This is a genomic window from Ruegeria sp. BC3, from assembly GCF_056539265.1.
In genome coordinates this window covers 221692-238717 of sequence record NZ_JBQFUP010000001.1, presented here as the reverse complement: position 1 = coordinate 238717, position 17026 = coordinate 221692, and the positions used below count along the sequence as shown (strand labels likewise).

Here is a 17026-nt window from a genome sequence, read left to right as displayed (position 1 = left end):
GTAAATCCGCAGGAACAGCGCCAAACTGCCGGGGTGGCAGAGTTTCGTCAAGCACACTACGCGGCTGGCACATGAAAAAAAGCCGGACTGAGCAGCCCGGCTTTTCGGCAAGCTGTCGCGTAGCTTAGCCCTGAACTTTGGTATACGTACCCTCGCCCGCCAGAATGCCGCGAAACCCGCCGGGCTCATCCAGACCGAACACAATGAGCGGAAGGTTGTTATCGCGTGCAAGTGCAATCGCCGAGGCATCCATGACCCGCAGGCGCTTGGCCAGAACATCGTCATAGCTGACCGTGTCATAGCGCACGGCATCCGCGTGTTCCTTGGGGTCTTTGTCATAGATGCCGTCGACACCGTTCTTACCCATGAAGATCGCCTGACAAGCCATTTCGTTGGCGCGCAAAGTCGCGGCGGTATCGGTCGTGAAATACGGGTTTCCGGTCCCGGCGGCAAAGATACAAACGCGCTTTTTCTCAAGGTGGCGAACGGCGCGGCGGCGGATGTAAGGCTCGCACACCTCATCCATCCGAATGGCCGAGATCACACGTGTGAACACCCCGATCTCTTCCAGAGCCGATTGCATCCCCAGCGCGTTCATCACGGTGGCCAGCATACCCATGTAATCGGCGGTCGTCCGCTCCATACCCTGTGCCGAGCCGCTGAGGCCGCGGAATATGTTGCCCCCACCGATAACCATACAAATCTCGACGCCCAGATCGTGGACCGATTTGACCTCTTGCGCGATGCGCTGAACGGTGGGCGGATGCAGGCCAAACCCCTGATCGCCCATAAGCGCCTCGCCCGAGATTTTCAGCATCACGCGATCATACTTTGGTTTTGGAGTTTCGGCGGTATCGGTGTTCGGGGAAAGGCTCATATTGCGCTCCGGGCTGGCACGGGTTTATTTCCGGCGCAAAATGAAGCAAAAACTCCGCAGGTTCAATGCGGTTGGTTAGGAATGAGGCGGCCCGAAATGACCAAAGCCCCTACTTCGCAGATTTTGGACCGTTTGCCCCCGATCCCTGACGACAAACCGGTGCTGATTGCAGGCCCTACCGCATCGGGCAAATCCGAGCTGGCCTTGCAAATTGCCGAAGAGTTCGGAGGCGTCATCGTGAATGCTGACGCAAGTCAGGTCTACGACTGCTGGCGCGTGATCTCGGCCCGCCCTTCGGCCGAGGATGAAGCTCGAGCGCGGCATTTGCTGTACGGCCATGTCGCCTACGATCAGTCCTATTCCACAGGACATTGGCTGCGCGAGGTCAAGCCGCTGCTGCGCGACAAGGCTCGACCAATCATCGTGGGGGGCACGGGGCTGTATTTTTCAGCCCTGACCGAAGGCATGGCGGATATCCCGGCGACACCACCTGAAACACGGGAACAGGCAGATAACCTGAGCCTTGAGGCTCTGCTTGACGGAGTCGACGGCCTGACACGCGACCGCATTGACACGCAGAACCGCGCACGGGTTCAGCGCGCGTGGGAAGTACAGCAAGCCACCGGCAAAAGCCTTTCCGCCTGGCAGGACGAAACGCCGCCGCCGGTGCTGAACCTGAACGACGCCGTGCCGATTGTGTTTAACGTGGATAAGCAATGGCTTCTGGACCGCATCACCCGGCGGTTCGATCAGATGCTGGAAACCGGAGCGCTGGCCGAAGTCGAGCAGATGCGCGATCTCTACGACCCGTCGCTTCCTGCATTCAAAGCCATCGGCGTCCCAGAGCTGATGGCGTATCTTGATGGCACCATGACGCTGGATGAGGCACGAAATCGCGCGACAATTTCCACCCGCCAATTCGCCAAACGGCAGCGCACCTGGTTCCGAGCACGGATGAAGTCGTGGAATACAATCGATTTATCATAGTGATACTTCAATAAATTAAAGCAAAAGTTATCTCTGTTATCGACCCGACGGTTGGGATGCGAATCTGTCATGTTTTTCGCGTCCCTGCGACCGGCACTATTGGCGCAATGGCACTGCGCCGCAGGGTAAACTCTGGCTGTCAATGTCGTTTTTGTACCTCTAATGACGATTTCGAACATTGACCTTACCCCATTTCTGGTGCGGAATGTCTGGTATGGGGATGTGCAAAGTGCAATGCCAGAAAAACGACAGAAACCGCCGACCGGATAGCGACGGTCTGAGCGGCTAAACAAAAGCATCCTAAAAAATACCGTTTCACAGGGAGTAATGTTGATGACAAACAAAACAACGACCGGAGCACCGGTTCACTGGGCAGCAGAAATGCACGCTCAGGAATACCGGGACGGTAAGCTGAACCGACGCGAATTCCTGACCCGCACCACCGGCTTGGGCGTTACCGCGGCAGCAGCCTATGGCCTGATTGGTCTGCCGGCACCGGCTCATGCAGAAGGTGAAGACGCCAAGAAAGAAGGCGGCACCCTGCGCGTTCAGATGGAAGTTCGTGCGCTGAAAGACCCGCGTACATATGACTGGTCGCAAATTGCGAACGTCACCCGTGGCACCCTTGAGAACCTGGTCGAGTACAACTCGGACGGTACGTTCCGCGGCATGCTGCTGGAAGGTTGGGAAGTCAACGAAGACGCAACCGAGTACACTCTGAAGGTGCGCCCGGGCGTCAAGTGGAACAACGGCGACGACTTCACTGCAGACGACGTGGCCCGCAACATTGCGCGCTGGTGCGACAAGAGCTCGGAAACCAACTCGATGGCAGGCCGCTTTGCGACGCTCGTCGACGCAGACACGGGTCAGGCGATCGAAGGTGGCATCGAGGTTGTCGACCCAACCACCGTCAAACTGAACCTGCCCGCCTCTGACATCTCGCTGATTGCGGGTATGGCTGACTATCCTGCGGCGATCGTCCACAGCTCGTTCAGCGAGAACGACCTGCTGAACAACGTGGGCACCGGCCCGTATCTGGTTCAGGATCTGGAAGTCGGGGTGAAGGCCACTCTGGTCCGCAACGAGAACCACACCTGGTGGGGTGAAGAGGTCTTTGGCCGCCCTGCTCTGGATAGCATCGTCTATATCGACTACGGCACCGACCCGTCCGCATGGCTGGCCGCGCTGGAATCTGATGAAGTCGACATGCTGTATGAATCGGTTGGTGAATTCATCGACGTGATGGACGGCCTTGGCTATGTGAAGTCGGAAGTGGTGACCATGAACACCATCGTCATCCGTCCGAACCAGCTGGCCGAAGTTGACGGCAAGCGTGTCTATGAAGACAAGCGTGTGCGTCAGGCTCTGCAGATGGCCGTGGACAATTCGGTCTGTCTGGAACTTGGCTTTGGTGGCCGTGGCTCGCCTGCGGAAAACCACCACGTTGGTCCGATCCACCCGGATTACTATGAACTGCCGCCTCAGAAAGTTGATCCCGAAGGTGCCCGTGCACTGATGGAAGAAGCCGGAATGGCCGATTTCGAGCACGAGCTGATCTCGATCGACGACGACTGGCGCCGGAACACCACCGACGCGGTTGCCGCACAGCTGCGTGACGCGGGTATCAAGGTCAAGCGGACGGTTCTGCCGGGCAACACCTTCTGGAACGACTGGGCGAAGTATCCATACAGCTCGACCAACTGGAACCACCGTCCGCTGGGCGTTCAGATCTGGGCGCTGGCCTATCGTTCGGGCGAAGCCTGGAACGAATTCGGCTGGGCGAACCCCGAGTTCGACGCCCTGCTGACCGAAGCGCTGGCTATCGCTGACGCGGACAAGCGCCGCGAAGTGGTCGCCAAGGGCGAAGCGATGATCCAGGAAGAAGGCGTGACCATTCAGCCGTACTGGCGTTCGCTCTATCGCCACATGAAGGACGGGCTTGTCGGCACCGACATGCACGTCTCGTTCGAGCATCACCACTATAAGTGGGGCTGGGCGGCCTAAGCTCTGCCTGATGTTAACGGGGGCGCCTGATCGGGGCGCCCCTTTCCAGCCGCAGACAGGCCGACACGGGGTCGGATGTCCGAGGCCAGAAAATGGTCCAATGATCTGCGGAACACCCGAACAACAGGGGCCATCATGGGACTATTCATCCTCCGACGGTTCGGCGTCATGCTACTTACCGCATTGTGCCTGACTTTCGTGGTCTTTTTTCTGACCAACCTTTACCCAAACCTGGAAAAGCTTGCGAAAACGCAGGGCAACCAGCGGATGTCCGACGAACAGGTCGAAACCTGGCTTGAGAACCGAGGGTATCTTCAACCCACGCTGGTCAAGTACGGACAATGGCTGGGTGTTCTACCCGGTTACACCAAGACACTTGATGACGGCACGTTCCTGGGCACCTGTACCCGACCTGGATCGACCGAGGAAACGACCCCAAGGTATTGCGGCGTTCTGCAGGGCGATTGGGGCTATTCAACGGTCTTCAAGGACGAGGTTGGCAGTATTGTCGGAAAGCGCTTGGGCAACACCGGATACCTGATGTTCTGGGTTCTGGTGCTGATGGTCCCTTCGGCCCTTTTGGTCGGCGTTCTGGCAGGTATGCGAGAAGGCTCGGCCCTGGATCGGTCCCTATCCACCTTCTCGATCATCACAACCGCGACACCTGAATACGTATCCGGCGTTATCTTCATCGCGATCTTCACGTCGTCCACCGTGGGCCTGAAATGGTTCAAGGGCACGGCAACACAAGCGATGGAGACCCCGACCTTCGAGAATTTCTTCCTGCCGGTTCTGACCATTGCGCTTTACGGCATGGGCTACATTGCCCGAATGACCCGCGCCTCGATGACCGAGGTGATGACTGCGCAATACATCCGCACCGCGCGCCTTAAGGGTGTTTCCTTCGGCAACATCGTTATGAAGCACGCGCTGCGCAACGCGCTGATCGCGCCCTTTACTGTCATCATGCTGCAGTTCCCGTGGCTGCTGAACGGCGTGGTGATCGTTGAGACCTTGTTCAACTACAAGGGCTTTGGCTGGGCGCTGGTGCAGGCGGCGGGCAACAACGACATTCAGTTGTTGCTGGCGATTTCGGTCGTGTCGGTCTTTGTGGTGCTGGTGACGCAGCTGATATCAGATATCGGCTATGTCTACCTCAACCCGCGCATCCGTATTTCGTAAGGGAGGATAGAACATGGAACCTCTTAGCTGGACCGGCTCTATCGCCTTTCTGAACCCCATCCTGATGATTGCGCTGGCCGCTTTGATCGTGTCGATCGTTGTCTGGATCGTCGGCAGCATCGTCCTGCCGGAAACCCCGGTGAGCGTGAATGTCGACGGCACAATCAGCTCGGGAAGTGGCATGCGGGGACTGACGCAATCGGCGTTGAAATACAGCTTCATAGCCTGTGTCGTCCTGTCACTTGCCTACATCGTGCTTGGTATCCTCATGGGCACCAGCGCCGGGATTATCGGGGCGATCTCGCAGCAGTTTCTGCCTGTTTGGTTGTCGCTCATCATCCTTTTCGCGATGTCCATTGCCTTCAAGCGTCGTCTCGGGCTCTACGGTAAACTGTTCGACAGCCCCATCGGGATGATCGGCTTTGGCCTTGTGATGTTCTGGGTCTTTACCGGCATCTTCGGAGCGCTGGACCTGATCGTCACTCATGACCCGCTGGTGCAGGTTTCGGGTATGAAAAACAAAGTGCCCGGAACGCCTCTGCCCAGCCCTGAAGAGGGCGAATACGCGTGGTACCTGTTGGGCGGCGATAACCTGGCCCGCGACGTCTTTAGCCGCATGGTTAAGGGCGCGTGGATCGTGGTCCAGATTGCACCTCTGGCGACGATGTTTGCCTTTATGGTCGGGATCACGCTGGGCCTGCCTGCCGGATACTACGGTGGGCGTCTGGACACATTCCTGTCCTTCCTTGCAAACCTGATCTTGGCCTTTCCGGTGATCCTGCTGTTCTACCTGTTGGTCACTCCAGAGATCGTCGCGACCGGCGTTCCGAACTATATGGCGGCCGTGTTGTTCATCTTCCCGATCCTGTTCATCGGCGTTCTTCTGAACTCGCGGTACTACACACGACCTAAGTTCCGTACTCCGCTGTTGATCGGAGTATTGGGGCTGGCGTTGTGGCTGTACCTGTCGCTGATTTCGACGGGTGGTTATGTCATCAACACCGACGACTATCGCATCTGGGGTTTGCCAACCTACCTGGACCTGTTCGATATTCCGGGCGGTATCCTGGTGGTGTTCGTGTCGGTGGTCTTCGTGAACTCGCCCACGGTGTTCCGCATCGTGCGCGGCCTCGCGCTGGACATCAAAACACGGGACTATGTGGCTGCCGCCCAGACACGCGGCGAAGGTCCGTGGTACATCATGCTGTGGGAAATCCTGCCCAACGCACGTGGTCCGCTGATCGTCGATTTCTGTCTGCGCATTGGCTACACCACGATCCTTCTGGGAACCTTGGGCTTCTTTGGCCTGGGTCTGCCGCCGGAAAGCCCGGACTGGGGTTCGACGATCAACGAGGGGCGCAAGCTTCTGTCGATCTATCTGCACCCTGCCCTTCCTCCCGCCTTTGCCCTGCTGTCGCTGGTTCTTGGACTGAACCTTTTGGCAGACGGTCTGCGCGAAGAAAGTCTGAAGGACTGATGTGATCGAGGCCGGGGGCGCTGCCCCCGGACCCCCGAGGTATTTTTAGCCAGATGAAGGGGATCCCCGCGATCTGGTGAGGAGAAACACAGATGAACAAACTGGCGGATTATGACGGGCCAATTCTTGAGATCGACAAACTGTCGATTTCATTCTTCACCCGCCTGCGGGAAATTCCTGCCGTTATGGATTTTTCGGTCAGCGTACAACCCGGCGAGGCCGTAGGGCTGGTTGGCGAATCCGGGTGCGGCAAGTCGACCGTTGCGCTGGGGGTGATGCAGGACCTCGGCAAGAACGGGCGCATCGTTGGTGGAACGATCAAGTTCAAAGGCCGCGATCTGTCCGAGATGAGCTCGGACGAATTGCGCGACATTCGCGGCAATGAGATTGCGATGATCTATCAGGAGCCGATGGCCTCGCTGAACCCGGCGATGAAGATCGGCAAGCAGTTGATGGAAGTGCCGATGATCCACGAGGGCGTCAGTTCAGATGAGGCCTATGCCCGCGCTCTGGAGGTGGTTACCGATGTGCGCCTGCCCGACCCTGAACGGATGTTGAACTCGTTCCCGCACCAACTGTCAGGCGGCCAGCAGCAGCGCATCGTGATTGCGATGGCGCTGATGTCGAAACCTGCTCTGCTGATCCTGGACGAACCGACAACCGCGTTGGACGTGACGGTTGAGGCTGCCGTTGTGGAACTGGTTAAGGACCTAGGCAAGAAGTACGGCACCTCGATGCTGTTCATCTCGCACAACCTTGGCCTGGTATTGGAAACCTGCGATCGACTTTGCGTGATGTATTCCGGCGAGGCGGTCGAGCGCGGCTCGATCCACGACGTGTTCGACGAAATGCAGCACCCCTATACGCAGGCGCTGTTCCGTTCGATCCCTTTGCCCGGTGCGGACAAGAATGCGCGACCCTTGGTGGCTATTCCCGGCAACTTCCCTTTGCCCCATGAACGCCCGCCAGGTTGTAACTTTGGCCCGCGCTGCGACTATTTCGAGGAAGGTCGCTGTGACGCGCAGAACATTTTGATGGAGCCTGTGCCCGGCAATGATCGGCACCATACGCGCTGTCTGAAGTTCAAAGAGATCGACTGGAACGCACCGATCTCAGTGGGCGAGCAAAAAGAAAAAGCCGAGATCGGCCGCACCGTTCTGAAAATGGACAACCTCAAGAAGTACTATGAGGTTGCTGCAAATGCCCTGTTCGGCGGCGGTGAGAAGAAAGTCGTAAAAGCCAACGAAACGCTAAGTTTCGAGGCGCATGAGTCCGAAACGCTGGCAATCGTTGGCGAATCCGGTTGCGGCAAGTCCACCTTTGCCAAAGTGCTGATGGGGCTGGAGACGGCCACAGACGGGCAAATCCTGTTGGACAATCGCAATATCGAGGCTGTGCCCATCGAGGAACGCGATGCCAAGACGGTCGGCGAAGTTCAGATGGTGTTCCAGAACCCGTTCGACACGCTGAACCCTTCAATGACCGTTGGTCGGCAGATCATCCGGGCGTTGGAGATCTTTGGGGTAGGAAACTCTGAGGCCGAACGCAAACAGCGAATGCTGGAGTTGTTGGACCTGGTGAAACTGCCGCGCGCCTTTGCTGAACGGATGCCACGCCAGCTGTCTGGTGGGCAAAAACAGCGTGTCGGCATCGCCCGCGCCTTTGCCGGGGATGCCCGGATTGTGGTCGCAGACGAACCGGTTTCGGCGCTGGATGTGTCCGTTCAGGCGGCGGTCACGGACCTGCTAATGGAGATTCAGCGCGAACACAAAACTACTCTGCTGTTCATCAGCCACGACCTGTCGATTGTGCGCTATCTCAGCGACCGGGTAATGGTGATGTATCTGGGCCATGTGGTCGAGCTTGGCACCACCGATCAGGTCTTTGCGCCGCCCTATCACCCATATACCGAGGCTTTGCTGAGTGCGGTCCCGATTGCTGACACGTCGATTGAGAAGGAACACATCGTTCTGGAAGGCGACATTCCATCGGCTATGAATCCGCCTCCAGGCTGTCCGTTCCAGACACGCTGCCGCTGGAAATCCGAAGTTCCGGGCGGGCTGTGTGAGAAAGATGTGCCGCCGGTCAAAACGCTTGCGGATGGGCATCAGGTCAAATGCCATCTGTCCGAAGAGATCCTGGCCCGCATGGAGCCGGTCATTAAGATCGCAGCAGAATAAACCTAAAGAAACCGGCCTCTGGGCCGGTTTTTTTCATCGGTGGTGGGCAGCAGGTCAACCGCCCCAAATCACCTTTACATAGTTTTGGGTTTCCTTGTACGGCGGCACGCCACCGTGTTTTTCAACGGCTTGTGGGCCTGCATTGTACGCCGCCAGCGCAAGACGCCAGGATTTGAACTTGCGGTATTGCCAGGACAGATATCTGGCCCCGCCTTCCAGGTTTTGCTTGGGGTCATGCGGGTTTACGCCCAACAGACGTGCGGTGCCGGGCATCAACTGCGCCAAACCCAAGGCGCCTTTGTGCGAGACCGCACGAGGATTCCAGCCACTTTCCTGTTGCACCAGCCTCAGGAAAAGCTCCTCAGGCACTTTGTGTTTCCGGGCTGCCTCGCGCGCCAGATTCAGGTATTGGCCTCGGTACTTGCCCGTATAGCGTTTGCTGAACTGCGGCTGTGCGGTTTTGGGCTTCAGGCGTGAGGAATCGCGGTATTGGGTCGCTGCACGCGTATCCAGGATTTTAGATTGCTTTAGAAAGATGTCCTTGCGGCTTTTGGTAGACAAGGTGTCAGCCGTTGCCGGAATTGAGACCAGAGAAAGACTCAGAACAGAAAAACAACCAACCAGAAAACGCATAAAAGACAATCCCGCTCGTTCTCGAACCCGACTGAGTATAGATATTTCAGTTAAAAATGAAAGCTTGGTAAATCAAACCCGCGCGAATTCTTGCCCGGTGTTGCTCACATCAACTGTGTTTTAACCATGACGCAGGCCGTATAGGGTCGCAAAGATACAAGGGCGCCAGATTCGGGCGCACGCCAGTCAGACAAGAACGGGGAAATACATGGCAGGTTCAGTTAACAAGGTCATTCTGGTCGGAAATCTCGGCCGCGATCCCGAGGTTCGTTCGTTCCAGAACGGCGGCAAGGTTTGCAATCTGCGCATCGCCACCTCCGAGAACTGGAAAGACCGCAACACCGGTGAGCGTCGGGAACGAACCGAATGGCACTCGGTTGCGATCTTCTCGGAGCCATTGGCGCGGATCGCTGAACAATACCTGCGTAAAGGCAGTAAAGTTTACATCGAAGGCCAGCTGGAAACCCGCAAATGGCAGGACCAATCCGGTCAGGATCGCTATAGCACCGAGGTCGTTCTCCGCCCCTATCGCGGCGAGCTGACCCTGCTGGACAGCCGTGGTGAAGGCGGCGGTGGTGGTGGTTATGGCGGCGGTCAGTCCGGCGGCTATGGCGGTGGTCAGGCCGGCGGCGGCTATGGCGACCCCTACGGAGGCCAATCAAGCGCCCCCGCCCCTGCATCCGGCGGAATCGACGACGACGAGATTCCGTTCTAAGCAAAACGGAGACACGACATGACATGGTCCTTCTCACTCGGCCGCCTGCTCGGGTCGGAACTGAGGGTCCATGTCACCTTCTTCCTGCTGTTGGCTTGGGTTGGCTTTGCCGCCTACTCCAGCGGCGGAATGCCTGCCGCGATCGAGAACCTGATCTTTGTTCTGGCGCTGTTTGCCTGCGTGGTTGCGCATGAGTTCGGCCACGCACTGATGGCGCGGCGATACGGCATCAAAACCCCCGACATTACCCTTCTCCCGATCGGCGGCCTGGCCCGGCTTGAGCGGATGCCCGAAAAACCCATGCAAGAGGTCTGGGTGGCGTTGGCAGGACCTGCGGTCAACGTGGTGATCTTTATCATTCTGATGGTTTTGGGCGCAGGGATGCCGCTCGCCGATATGGCCCGGATCGACCTGACCAATGCCGGGTTGTTGAACCGGTTGGCCTACGTGAACCTCCTGCTTGCAGCATTCAACATGATCCCGGCCTTCCCGATGGATGGTGGCCGGGTGTTCCGTGCGTTGTTGTGCCTGCGCATGGACCGGGTCAACGCCACACGCGTGGCCGCTCTGGCTGGTCAGATGGTGGCGGTCGCGTTCGGTTTCCTAGGGCTCAGCACTGGAAATCCTCTTCTGGTTCTGATCGCTGTCTTTGTCTTCGTCGCAGCAAACGCCGAAAGTCAGGACGTGGCCATGCGCTCGGTTGCACGACGTGTGTTGGCGCGCGATGCGATGATTACCGAGTTCCACGCCCTGTCCCCAACCGATACGCTGGCCACCGCAGCGCAAGCCGTGATTCATACCACGCAGCATGAGTTCCCGGTTTTGGGCGCGGATGGCACCTTGCTGGGTTTTGTGGCGCGCGGCAGATTGTTCAACGCGCTGGCGCAAGAGACCCCACGATCTGATCTGGCAACCACGATCATGGAAACCGACATTCCGCGCGTTGAGCTGACCAGCGGCCTTGAGATGGTGCTGGAACAACTGCACAAGGGCGCGCCCGCCGTCGCCGTTTGCACGCAGGCGGGGCATATGGTGGGCTATATCACCCGCGAAAACATCGGTGAGCTGATGGTGATCCGAGGCCGCTGATCAGACGGTCGCCAATGCGTCCTCAAGCACCGACAGCACTGCCTCGCGCGGGACGTCCGAGGTGACAAAGGCTTGCCCGATGCCGCGTGCCAGGATGAACCGCAGTTGTCCGTCGATCACCTTTTTGTCCTGAGCCATCAGATCGACCAGAGCGTCGGCCCCCGGTAGCTCACCCGGAATGTCGGCCAGATCGGTTTTCATCCCCATCGCCCGCAGGTGCGCCCGAACGCGGCTTGGATCCTCTTGCGAACATAGCCCGAGGCGAGACGACAGCTCAAAGGCCAGCGCACAGCCAATGGCAACGCCCTCACCGTGCAGCAACCTGTCCGAATACCCGGTGGCGGCCTCGAGAGCGTGGCAGAACGTATGTCCCAGATTCAACAGCGCTCGATCGCCCTGCTCGGTCTCGTCTCGCGCCACGATATCAGCCTTCGTCTGGACCGAGCGGGTCACCGCGCGCACCCGCGCCGCCATGTCACCGCCCGATACGTCCGGCCCATTGGATTCCAGCCATTCAAAGAATTCAGCGTCCCCCAGCAGGCCGTATTTGACCATCTCACCGTAGCCGGACAGAAAATCCCGTCGGGTCATCGTACCCAGAACCGCTGTGTCGGCCAGAACCAGCGAAGGCTGGTGGAACGCTCCGATCAGGTTCTTGCCCTGTGGCGCGTTGATGCCGGTTTTGCCACCGACCGAGCTGTCGACCTGCGCCAGCAACGAGGTCGGGATCTGGACAAACCGCACACCGCGCCGCAGGACAGCAGCTGCGAACCCGGCGAGGTCTCCAATGACGCCGCCGCCCAAAGCGATCACCACATCGCGGCGTTCGACTTTTTCCGCCAGCAGCCATTCGACCGCGCGTTCAAAATGCGGCCAGCTTTTGGTGGCTTCGCCCGCGGGCAAGGCCAGCGCGGTCATCTCGATCCCAGAGGCGGCAAGACCCTCACGCAGTGCCTCCAGATGCAACGCACCGACGTTTTCATCCGTCAGAACCGCAACCTTTGGCCGATGCAGCAAGGGCGCAATCAACGTGCCGGACTGGGCCAGCAGATCCGGCCCGATTTCAACATCATACGAGCGTTCGCCCAGCTCTACATGTACGGTTTGGTGCATCTATTTCTGTTCCAATACGTCGGGACGCGTCAGCAAGGCTGCAACAACCCGGTCCACCATATTCTCGATCGAGGTTTCGCCATCGGACTGCGCCGTCAGGTCCGCTTGGGCGTAAACCGGGACGCGGTCCTCGTACAGGGCGCGCAAGGTCGCATAGGGATCAGCCGTACGCAGCAGCGGCCGCGTATCTTTGTGCTTAACCCTGTTCCACAGAACATTCAGGTCCGCGCGCAACCAGACCGAAGCGCCGCGGTCCGAGATCATCTGGCGGTTCTGTTCGGCTAGAAAGGCACCTCCGCCCGTGGACAAGATGCCTTTTTCCTCGTCCAGAAGACGCCCGATGACCTGGCTTTCCTTGCTGCGGAAGAACGGCTCGCCATCCCGCTCGAAAATCTCGGGGATGGTCATGTTTGCGGCCGATTCGATCTCTGCGTCGCTGTCCAGAAAAGGAACCCCTAGCCGCGCGGCCAAAGCTCGGCCCACAGCGGTCTTTCCGGCCCCCATCATCCCCACCAAAACAACCGTTTTGTGCAGTTCAAAGACCGCATCCGTACCTTCGGTGTGGGTGTTATGCTTAATTTCGCTCATTTCACTGTGAATGACGTGATCTTAAGAAAAATGCCAGCTATAACTATGGCAAAAGACAAAATTGGGGCAGCGTTGAGCAATGGGCCGTCTGATCAAGTTCCTGGTATATCTTGTTTGCCTGTGTTTTCTGGGGCTGGTGGGCTATGCCTATCTGGGTCCGATATTCGGGGTGGATTTTTCCGCCCCGAAAGGCGAAATTCGAGAGCCGGTAATCCTGAATGTGGAATAAAGCCGCCCTGGCTGCACTGTTGCTGGCCGGTTCGGCACATGCGCAACAGTCCCCCTTGTCCGTGATCGACTGGTTGGCGGACCCGCCCGAGAACCTACCGGGTACTGTGCTGCTGGAACCCCCGGTGACGCAGACGGGTATTCAGCCGGATATCGAGGTCACGCCGCTTGAAGCCCTGTCGCAACCGCTGGGGCTGGTGTCCTCGTCGGTGACCGGGCTACCGGTAAATCTTTGGCAGAACAGCGACGCAGATCGTTTGGCGGAACTGATCGCCCGTGTACCCGTGCGCTACAATCCCGCGATGCAGCGTCTCCTGTTCACTCTGATCCTGTCCGAGGCCCGCGCGCCCGCAGGGTCGGATGCTGAAGAGACACTGTTACTCGCCCGACTGGACCGCTTGATGCAACTCGGAGCTGCCGACCCGGCGCAATCCCTGGTTCAACTGGCTGGCCCGACCAACTCGCGCGATCGGTTCAAGCGCTGGTTTGATGCCACGCTGTTGACCGGGGATGAGGATCGCAGTTGCACCTCTCTGATTGCAAAGCCACACCTGTCGCAGGACTACGCCGCGCAGATTTTCTGCAAGGCGCGGCGCGGCGACTGGGCCTCGGCCGCACTGACGCTCGAGGCTGCGCATGCGTTGCAGATTCTGCCGCCAGATGAGTTGGACGTGCTGGACCGTTTCCTAAGCCCCGAGTTGTTCGAAGATGCGGAGTACCTACCGCAACCTGACGATCCCAGCCCGTTGACTTTCCGACTTTTCGAAGCGATTGGTGAGCGTCTGCCGTCGGCCCCACTGCCCCGCGCCTTTGCCAATGCCGACCTGCGGGACGTGGCTGGCTGGAAAGCGCAGATTGAAGCTGCAGAGAGATTGACCCGGATTGGTGCGCTGACACCGAACCAGTTGCTGGGTCTGTATACCGAGCGCTCTCCGGCCGCGTCCGGCGCGGTGTGGGACAGGGTTTCGGCCGTGCAACGGTTCGAGGCCGCGCTGAACTCAGGCGATCCCCAAAAAATCGCAAAGACGTTGACGTCGGTCTGGTCGCAAATGCGTTCGGTCGGTTTGGAAGTGCCGTTTGCCGAACTGTTTGCAGGACGTCTGTCTCAGGTGGAACTACCGGACCCGGCTGCCGAAAAACTGCGCTGGCGCGTTCTTTTGTTGTCCGAGCTTTATGAAACCGCAGCTCTCTCGGTTCCGGATGAATCGGACGAAAGCCAGTTCCTTGCCGCCCTTGCGCAGGGCGATCCGGGGCGCGCACGCTCGCCCTCGCCTCTGGCGGATGCGGTGGCGCAAGGGTTTGCCTGGGCAGCGCCTGTCCCGTCGAATATTGAGGCAATGCTGAACAATGACCAACTGGGCGAAGCGATATTGGAAACGATGGAGCGGTTTGCCCACGGATCACGAGGAAACCTTGTCGATCTGACAGCCGCAATCGCGACACTGCGCCGCGTTGGCCTTGAAGACACGGCTCGCCGCGCGGCGCTGAATGTTCTGATCCTACAGGACACATAGCCATGGCAGCCCCCGCAACCCAAGAGCTGTGGATCTCCACCTTTTTGCAGGCGCAGGCTGCCGAGTTGGGCGCGGCGACCAACACGCAGCTGGCCTATGGGCGCGATCTGAAAGAGTTTTCGGCCTGGCTGGACCGTCGCAAAACAAGATTTTCCGACACGCAACGGGACCAGATTGAAGAGTACCTGATCGACTGCGACGCACAGGGATTGTCCCGCTCGACCCGCGCGCGCCGATTGTCCGCGATCAAGCAACTGTACCGGTTCGCGTTCGAGGAAGGCTGGCGGGAAACCAACCCCGCCATTCAGATCAAGGGACCAGGCCGGCAAAAACGCCTTCCCAAAACACTGGATGTTGTCGAAGTGGACCGCCTGCTGGACGCCGCGCGCCGCACCGGCCGCAAAGAGGCGGACCGGGTGCGCAATACCTGCCTGATGGAGGTTCTCTACGCCACCGGGATGCGTGTGACCGAACTGGTGTCGTTGCCGGTATCCTCGGCCCGTGGTGACCCTCGGATGCTGATGGTGCTTGGAAAAGGCGGCAAAGAACGAATGGTGCCCCTATCGCCGCCCGCGCGCGATGCGTTGGCAGCGTGGCTGATGATCCGGGATGAGGCCGAAGACAAACAGGTCGCCGATGGTGGGCAACGCTCAAAATTTCTGTTCCCGTCGCGTGGAAAATCTGGGCACCTGACCCGCCACAGGTTTTTTCTGCTGGTTAAGGAACTGGCGGTTGAGGGCGGCGTATCGCCCGAAAAAGTGACCCCGCACACCCTGCGACATGCTTTTGCAACGCATCTGCTGGCCAATGGCGCTGATTTACGGTCTATCCAAACTCTATTGGGCCATGCAGATGTCGCAACCACGGAAATCTACACGCATGTTCTGGACGAACGCCTGTCAGAGCTTGTCTTGCAGCATCATCCGCTAGCGAAAGAAGGCGATGACGTGGGCTAACCCCTTGATCCGCTGCGGTCGCGACCCCATAACGGTTGCAGTTACACGAACAACTAAGGACCGATGGAACCCTCTTCTGCTTCTTTGATCGACGGCGCATTCTGGTTTACCTCAGGCGCCATTCTGCTTTTGCTTGTCCTGTCGGGCTTTTTCTCGGGTTCTGAAACGGCTTTGACCGCCTCATCACGCGGAAAACTGCGGGCGCAGGCCGACAAAGGCTCGCGCGGGGCGCAGATCGCGCTGGACATCACCGATGACAACGAACGGCTGATCGGCTCGGTCCTGTTGGGCAACAACCTCGTCAACATCCTTGCAGCGTCGCTGGCAACCGCCCTTTTCACGCGGCTGTTCGGGGAAAGCGGTGTTGCATTGGCGACGCTTGTGATGACCCTGCTGGTTCTGATCTTCGCAGAGGTTCTGCCCAAGACCTACGCAATCACCAATTCTGAAAAGGCGGCCTCGGCCGTTGCGCCGATCATCCGCGTTGTAGTGACGGTGTTCTCGCCCATCGTGGCGGCGGTGCGCGTGCTTGTACGAGGCGTTCTACGTCTGTTTGGCGTTCGGATCGACCCGGACAGCAATATTCTGGCCGTACGCGAGGAAATTGCCGGTGCGCTGCAACTGGGCCATTCCGAAGGCGTGGTCGAAAAGGAAGACCGCGACCGTATTTTGGGCGCGCTGGATCTGGGTGATCGCGCTGTTGAAGAGATCATGCTGCACCGCTCGAACATTGAGATGATCGATGCGGATGCCCCGCCCGAGGCCATCCTTCAGCAGTGTCTGAAAAGCAGCCATACCCGACTGCCAGTTTTCCGCGACGAACAGGAGAACATCGTTGGCGTCGTTCATGCCAAGGACCTTTTCCGCGCGATGTACGCCCATGCTGGCGGTAGCGAAGGCACTGAAAACCGTCTGAAAGAGTTCGACATCCTCAAGGTCGCCAACGACCCGTACTTCGTGCCCGAGACGACCACGCTGGACGATCAGATGCGGGAATTCCTGCGTATGCACAGCCACTTTGCGCTGGTCGTGGATGAATACGGATCGCTGCGCGGGTTGATCACGCTCGAAGATATCCTCGAGGAAATCGTCGGTGAGATCGCGGATGAGTTCGACATTGACGAAGAGGTCGCGGTGACCCGCACCGAAGACGGGCAGTTCCTGGTCGAAGGCGCCACAACGATCCGCGACGCGAACCGCGCGATGGACTGGTCCCTGCCCGACGAAGAGGCCAACACCGTTGCCGGTCTGGTCATTCACGAGGCGCAGATGATCCCGATTGTCGGTCAGGTCTTTTCGTTCCATGGCTTCCGCTTTGAGGTGACGAAACGCGAAGGCAACCGGATTACCGAACTCAAGATCCGCCCGCTTTAACTAGGCTTAAAACAGTCGATAAACCGGTGCTTTAGCGAAAGCGCCGGTTTCTTGCGTCTTTCGATTTGCTCTTCGCTCGGATCGCCCCGTGCGACACTTTCTGTCGCTG

The 17026-nt window shown here is 58.7% G+C and carries 15 protein-coding genes; 11 read left to right on the top strand and 4 right to left on the bottom strand.

Going from position 1 to position 17026, the window contains the following annotated elements; translation table 11 throughout:
- Window positions 1–124: 124 nt before the first annotated feature.
- The gene (gene pyrH / locus ACR0MV_RS01140) at window positions 125–877 is read right to left on the bottom strand and encodes a UMP kinase (protein WP_170464069.1); all 753 of its coding nucleotides are present in this window, start codon (window positions 875–877) and stop codon (window positions 125–127) included.
- A gap of 96 nt (window positions 878–973) precedes the next feature.
- Here pyrH and miaA point away from each other — a divergent pair, with 96 nt between their 5' ends.
- From miaA to ACR0MV_RS01115, 5 genes are all read left to right on the top strand, one after another.
- Window positions 974–1864 carry a tRNA (adenosine(37)-N6)-dimethylallyltransferase MiaA gene (gene miaA / locus ACR0MV_RS01135; RefSeq protein ID WP_480700725.1) on the top strand — a complete coding sequence of 297 codons (891 nt, stop codon included), beginning with the start codon at window positions 974–976 and terminating at the stop codon, window positions 1862–1864.
- Between the two features lie 333 nt (window positions 1865–2197).
- Entirely contained in the window at window positions 2198–3868 is a 1671-nt protein-coding gene (locus ACR0MV_RS01130) for an ABC transporter substrate-binding protein (RefSeq protein WP_170421398.1), read from the top strand.
- A gap of 135 nt (window positions 3869–4003) precedes the next feature.
- Window positions 4004–5050: an ABC transporter permease gene (locus ACR0MV_RS01125; RefSeq protein WP_170421401.1), complete on the top strand. Its 1047-nt coding sequence runs from the start codon at window positions 4004–4006 to the stop codon at window positions 5048–5050.
- A gap of 13 nt (window positions 5051–5063) precedes the next feature.
- Complete coding sequence (locus tag ACR0MV_RS01120; RefSeq protein ID WP_170421404.1) at window positions 5064–6527, top strand: ABC transporter permease; 1464 nt, start codon at window positions 5064–5066, stop codon at window positions 6525–6527.
- Between the two features lie 92 nt (window positions 6528–6619).
- Entirely contained in the window at window positions 6620–8707 is a 2088-nt protein-coding gene (locus ACR0MV_RS01115) for a dipeptide ABC transporter ATP-binding protein (protein WP_170421407.1), read from the top strand.
- Window positions 8708–8761: 54 nt separating this feature from the next.
- Here ACR0MV_RS01115 and ACR0MV_RS01110 read toward each other — a convergent pair whose 3' ends face one another.
- Window positions 8762–9340 carry a lytic transglycosylase domain-containing protein gene (locus tag ACR0MV_RS01110; RefSeq protein ID WP_480700724.1) on the bottom strand — a complete coding sequence of 193 codons (579 nt, stop codon included), beginning with the start codon at window positions 9338–9340 and terminating at the stop codon, window positions 8762–8764.
- 208 nt (window positions 9341–9548) lie between these two features.
- Here ACR0MV_RS01110 and ssb point away from each other — a divergent pair, with 208 nt between their 5' ends.
- Entirely contained in the window at window positions 9549–10055 is a 507-nt protein-coding gene (gene ssb / locus ACR0MV_RS01105; protein WP_170421413.1) for a single-stranded DNA-binding protein, read from the top strand.
- 18 nt (window positions 10056–10073) lie between these two features.
- Window positions 10074–11144, top strand: a complete 1071-nt coding sequence (locus ACR0MV_RS01100; protein ID WP_170421416.1) for a site-2 protease family protein — start codon at window positions 10074–10076, stop codon at window positions 11142–11144.
- Here the strand turns inward: ACR0MV_RS01100 and aroB are convergent, their stop codons facing one another.
- The gene (aroB, locus tag ACR0MV_RS01095; RefSeq protein ID WP_480700723.1) at window positions 11145–12257 is read right to left on the bottom strand and encodes a 3-dehydroquinate synthase; all 1113 of its coding nucleotides are present in this window, start codon (window positions 12255–12257) and stop codon (window positions 11145–11147) included.
- Complete coding sequence (locus tag ACR0MV_RS01090) at window positions 12258–12845, bottom strand: shikimate kinase (protein ID WP_170421421.1); 588 nt, start codon at window positions 12843–12845, stop codon at window positions 12258–12260.
- Between the two features lie 79 nt (window positions 12846–12924).
- Between ACR0MV_RS01090 and ACR0MV_RS01085 the strand changes: the two genes are divergently transcribed.
- From ACR0MV_RS01085 to ACR0MV_RS01070, 4 genes are all read left to right on the top strand, one after another.
- On the top strand, window positions 12925–13074 hold the full coding sequence (locus tag ACR0MV_RS01085; protein WP_170421426.1) for a hypothetical protein: 150 nt from the start codon (window positions 12925–12927) through the stop codon (window positions 13072–13074).
- A complete protein-coding gene (locus tag ACR0MV_RS01080; protein ID WP_480700722.1) occupies window positions 13064–14587 on the top strand; it encodes a hypothetical protein in 1524 nt (507 codons plus the stop codon). The genes ACR0MV_RS01085 and ACR0MV_RS01080 overlap by 11 nt, the downstream gene beginning before the upstream one ends.
- Window positions 14588–14589: 2 nt before the next feature.
- Entirely contained in the window at window positions 14590–15543 is a 954-nt protein-coding gene (locus ACR0MV_RS01075) for a tyrosine recombinase (RefSeq protein WP_480700721.1), read from the top strand.
- 63 nt (window positions 15544–15606) lie between these two features.
- Entirely contained in the window at window positions 15607–16917 is a 1311-nt protein-coding gene (locus ACR0MV_RS01070) for an HlyC/CorC family transporter (protein WP_170421434.1), read from the top strand.
- Window positions 16918–17026: the final 109 nt, after the last annotated feature.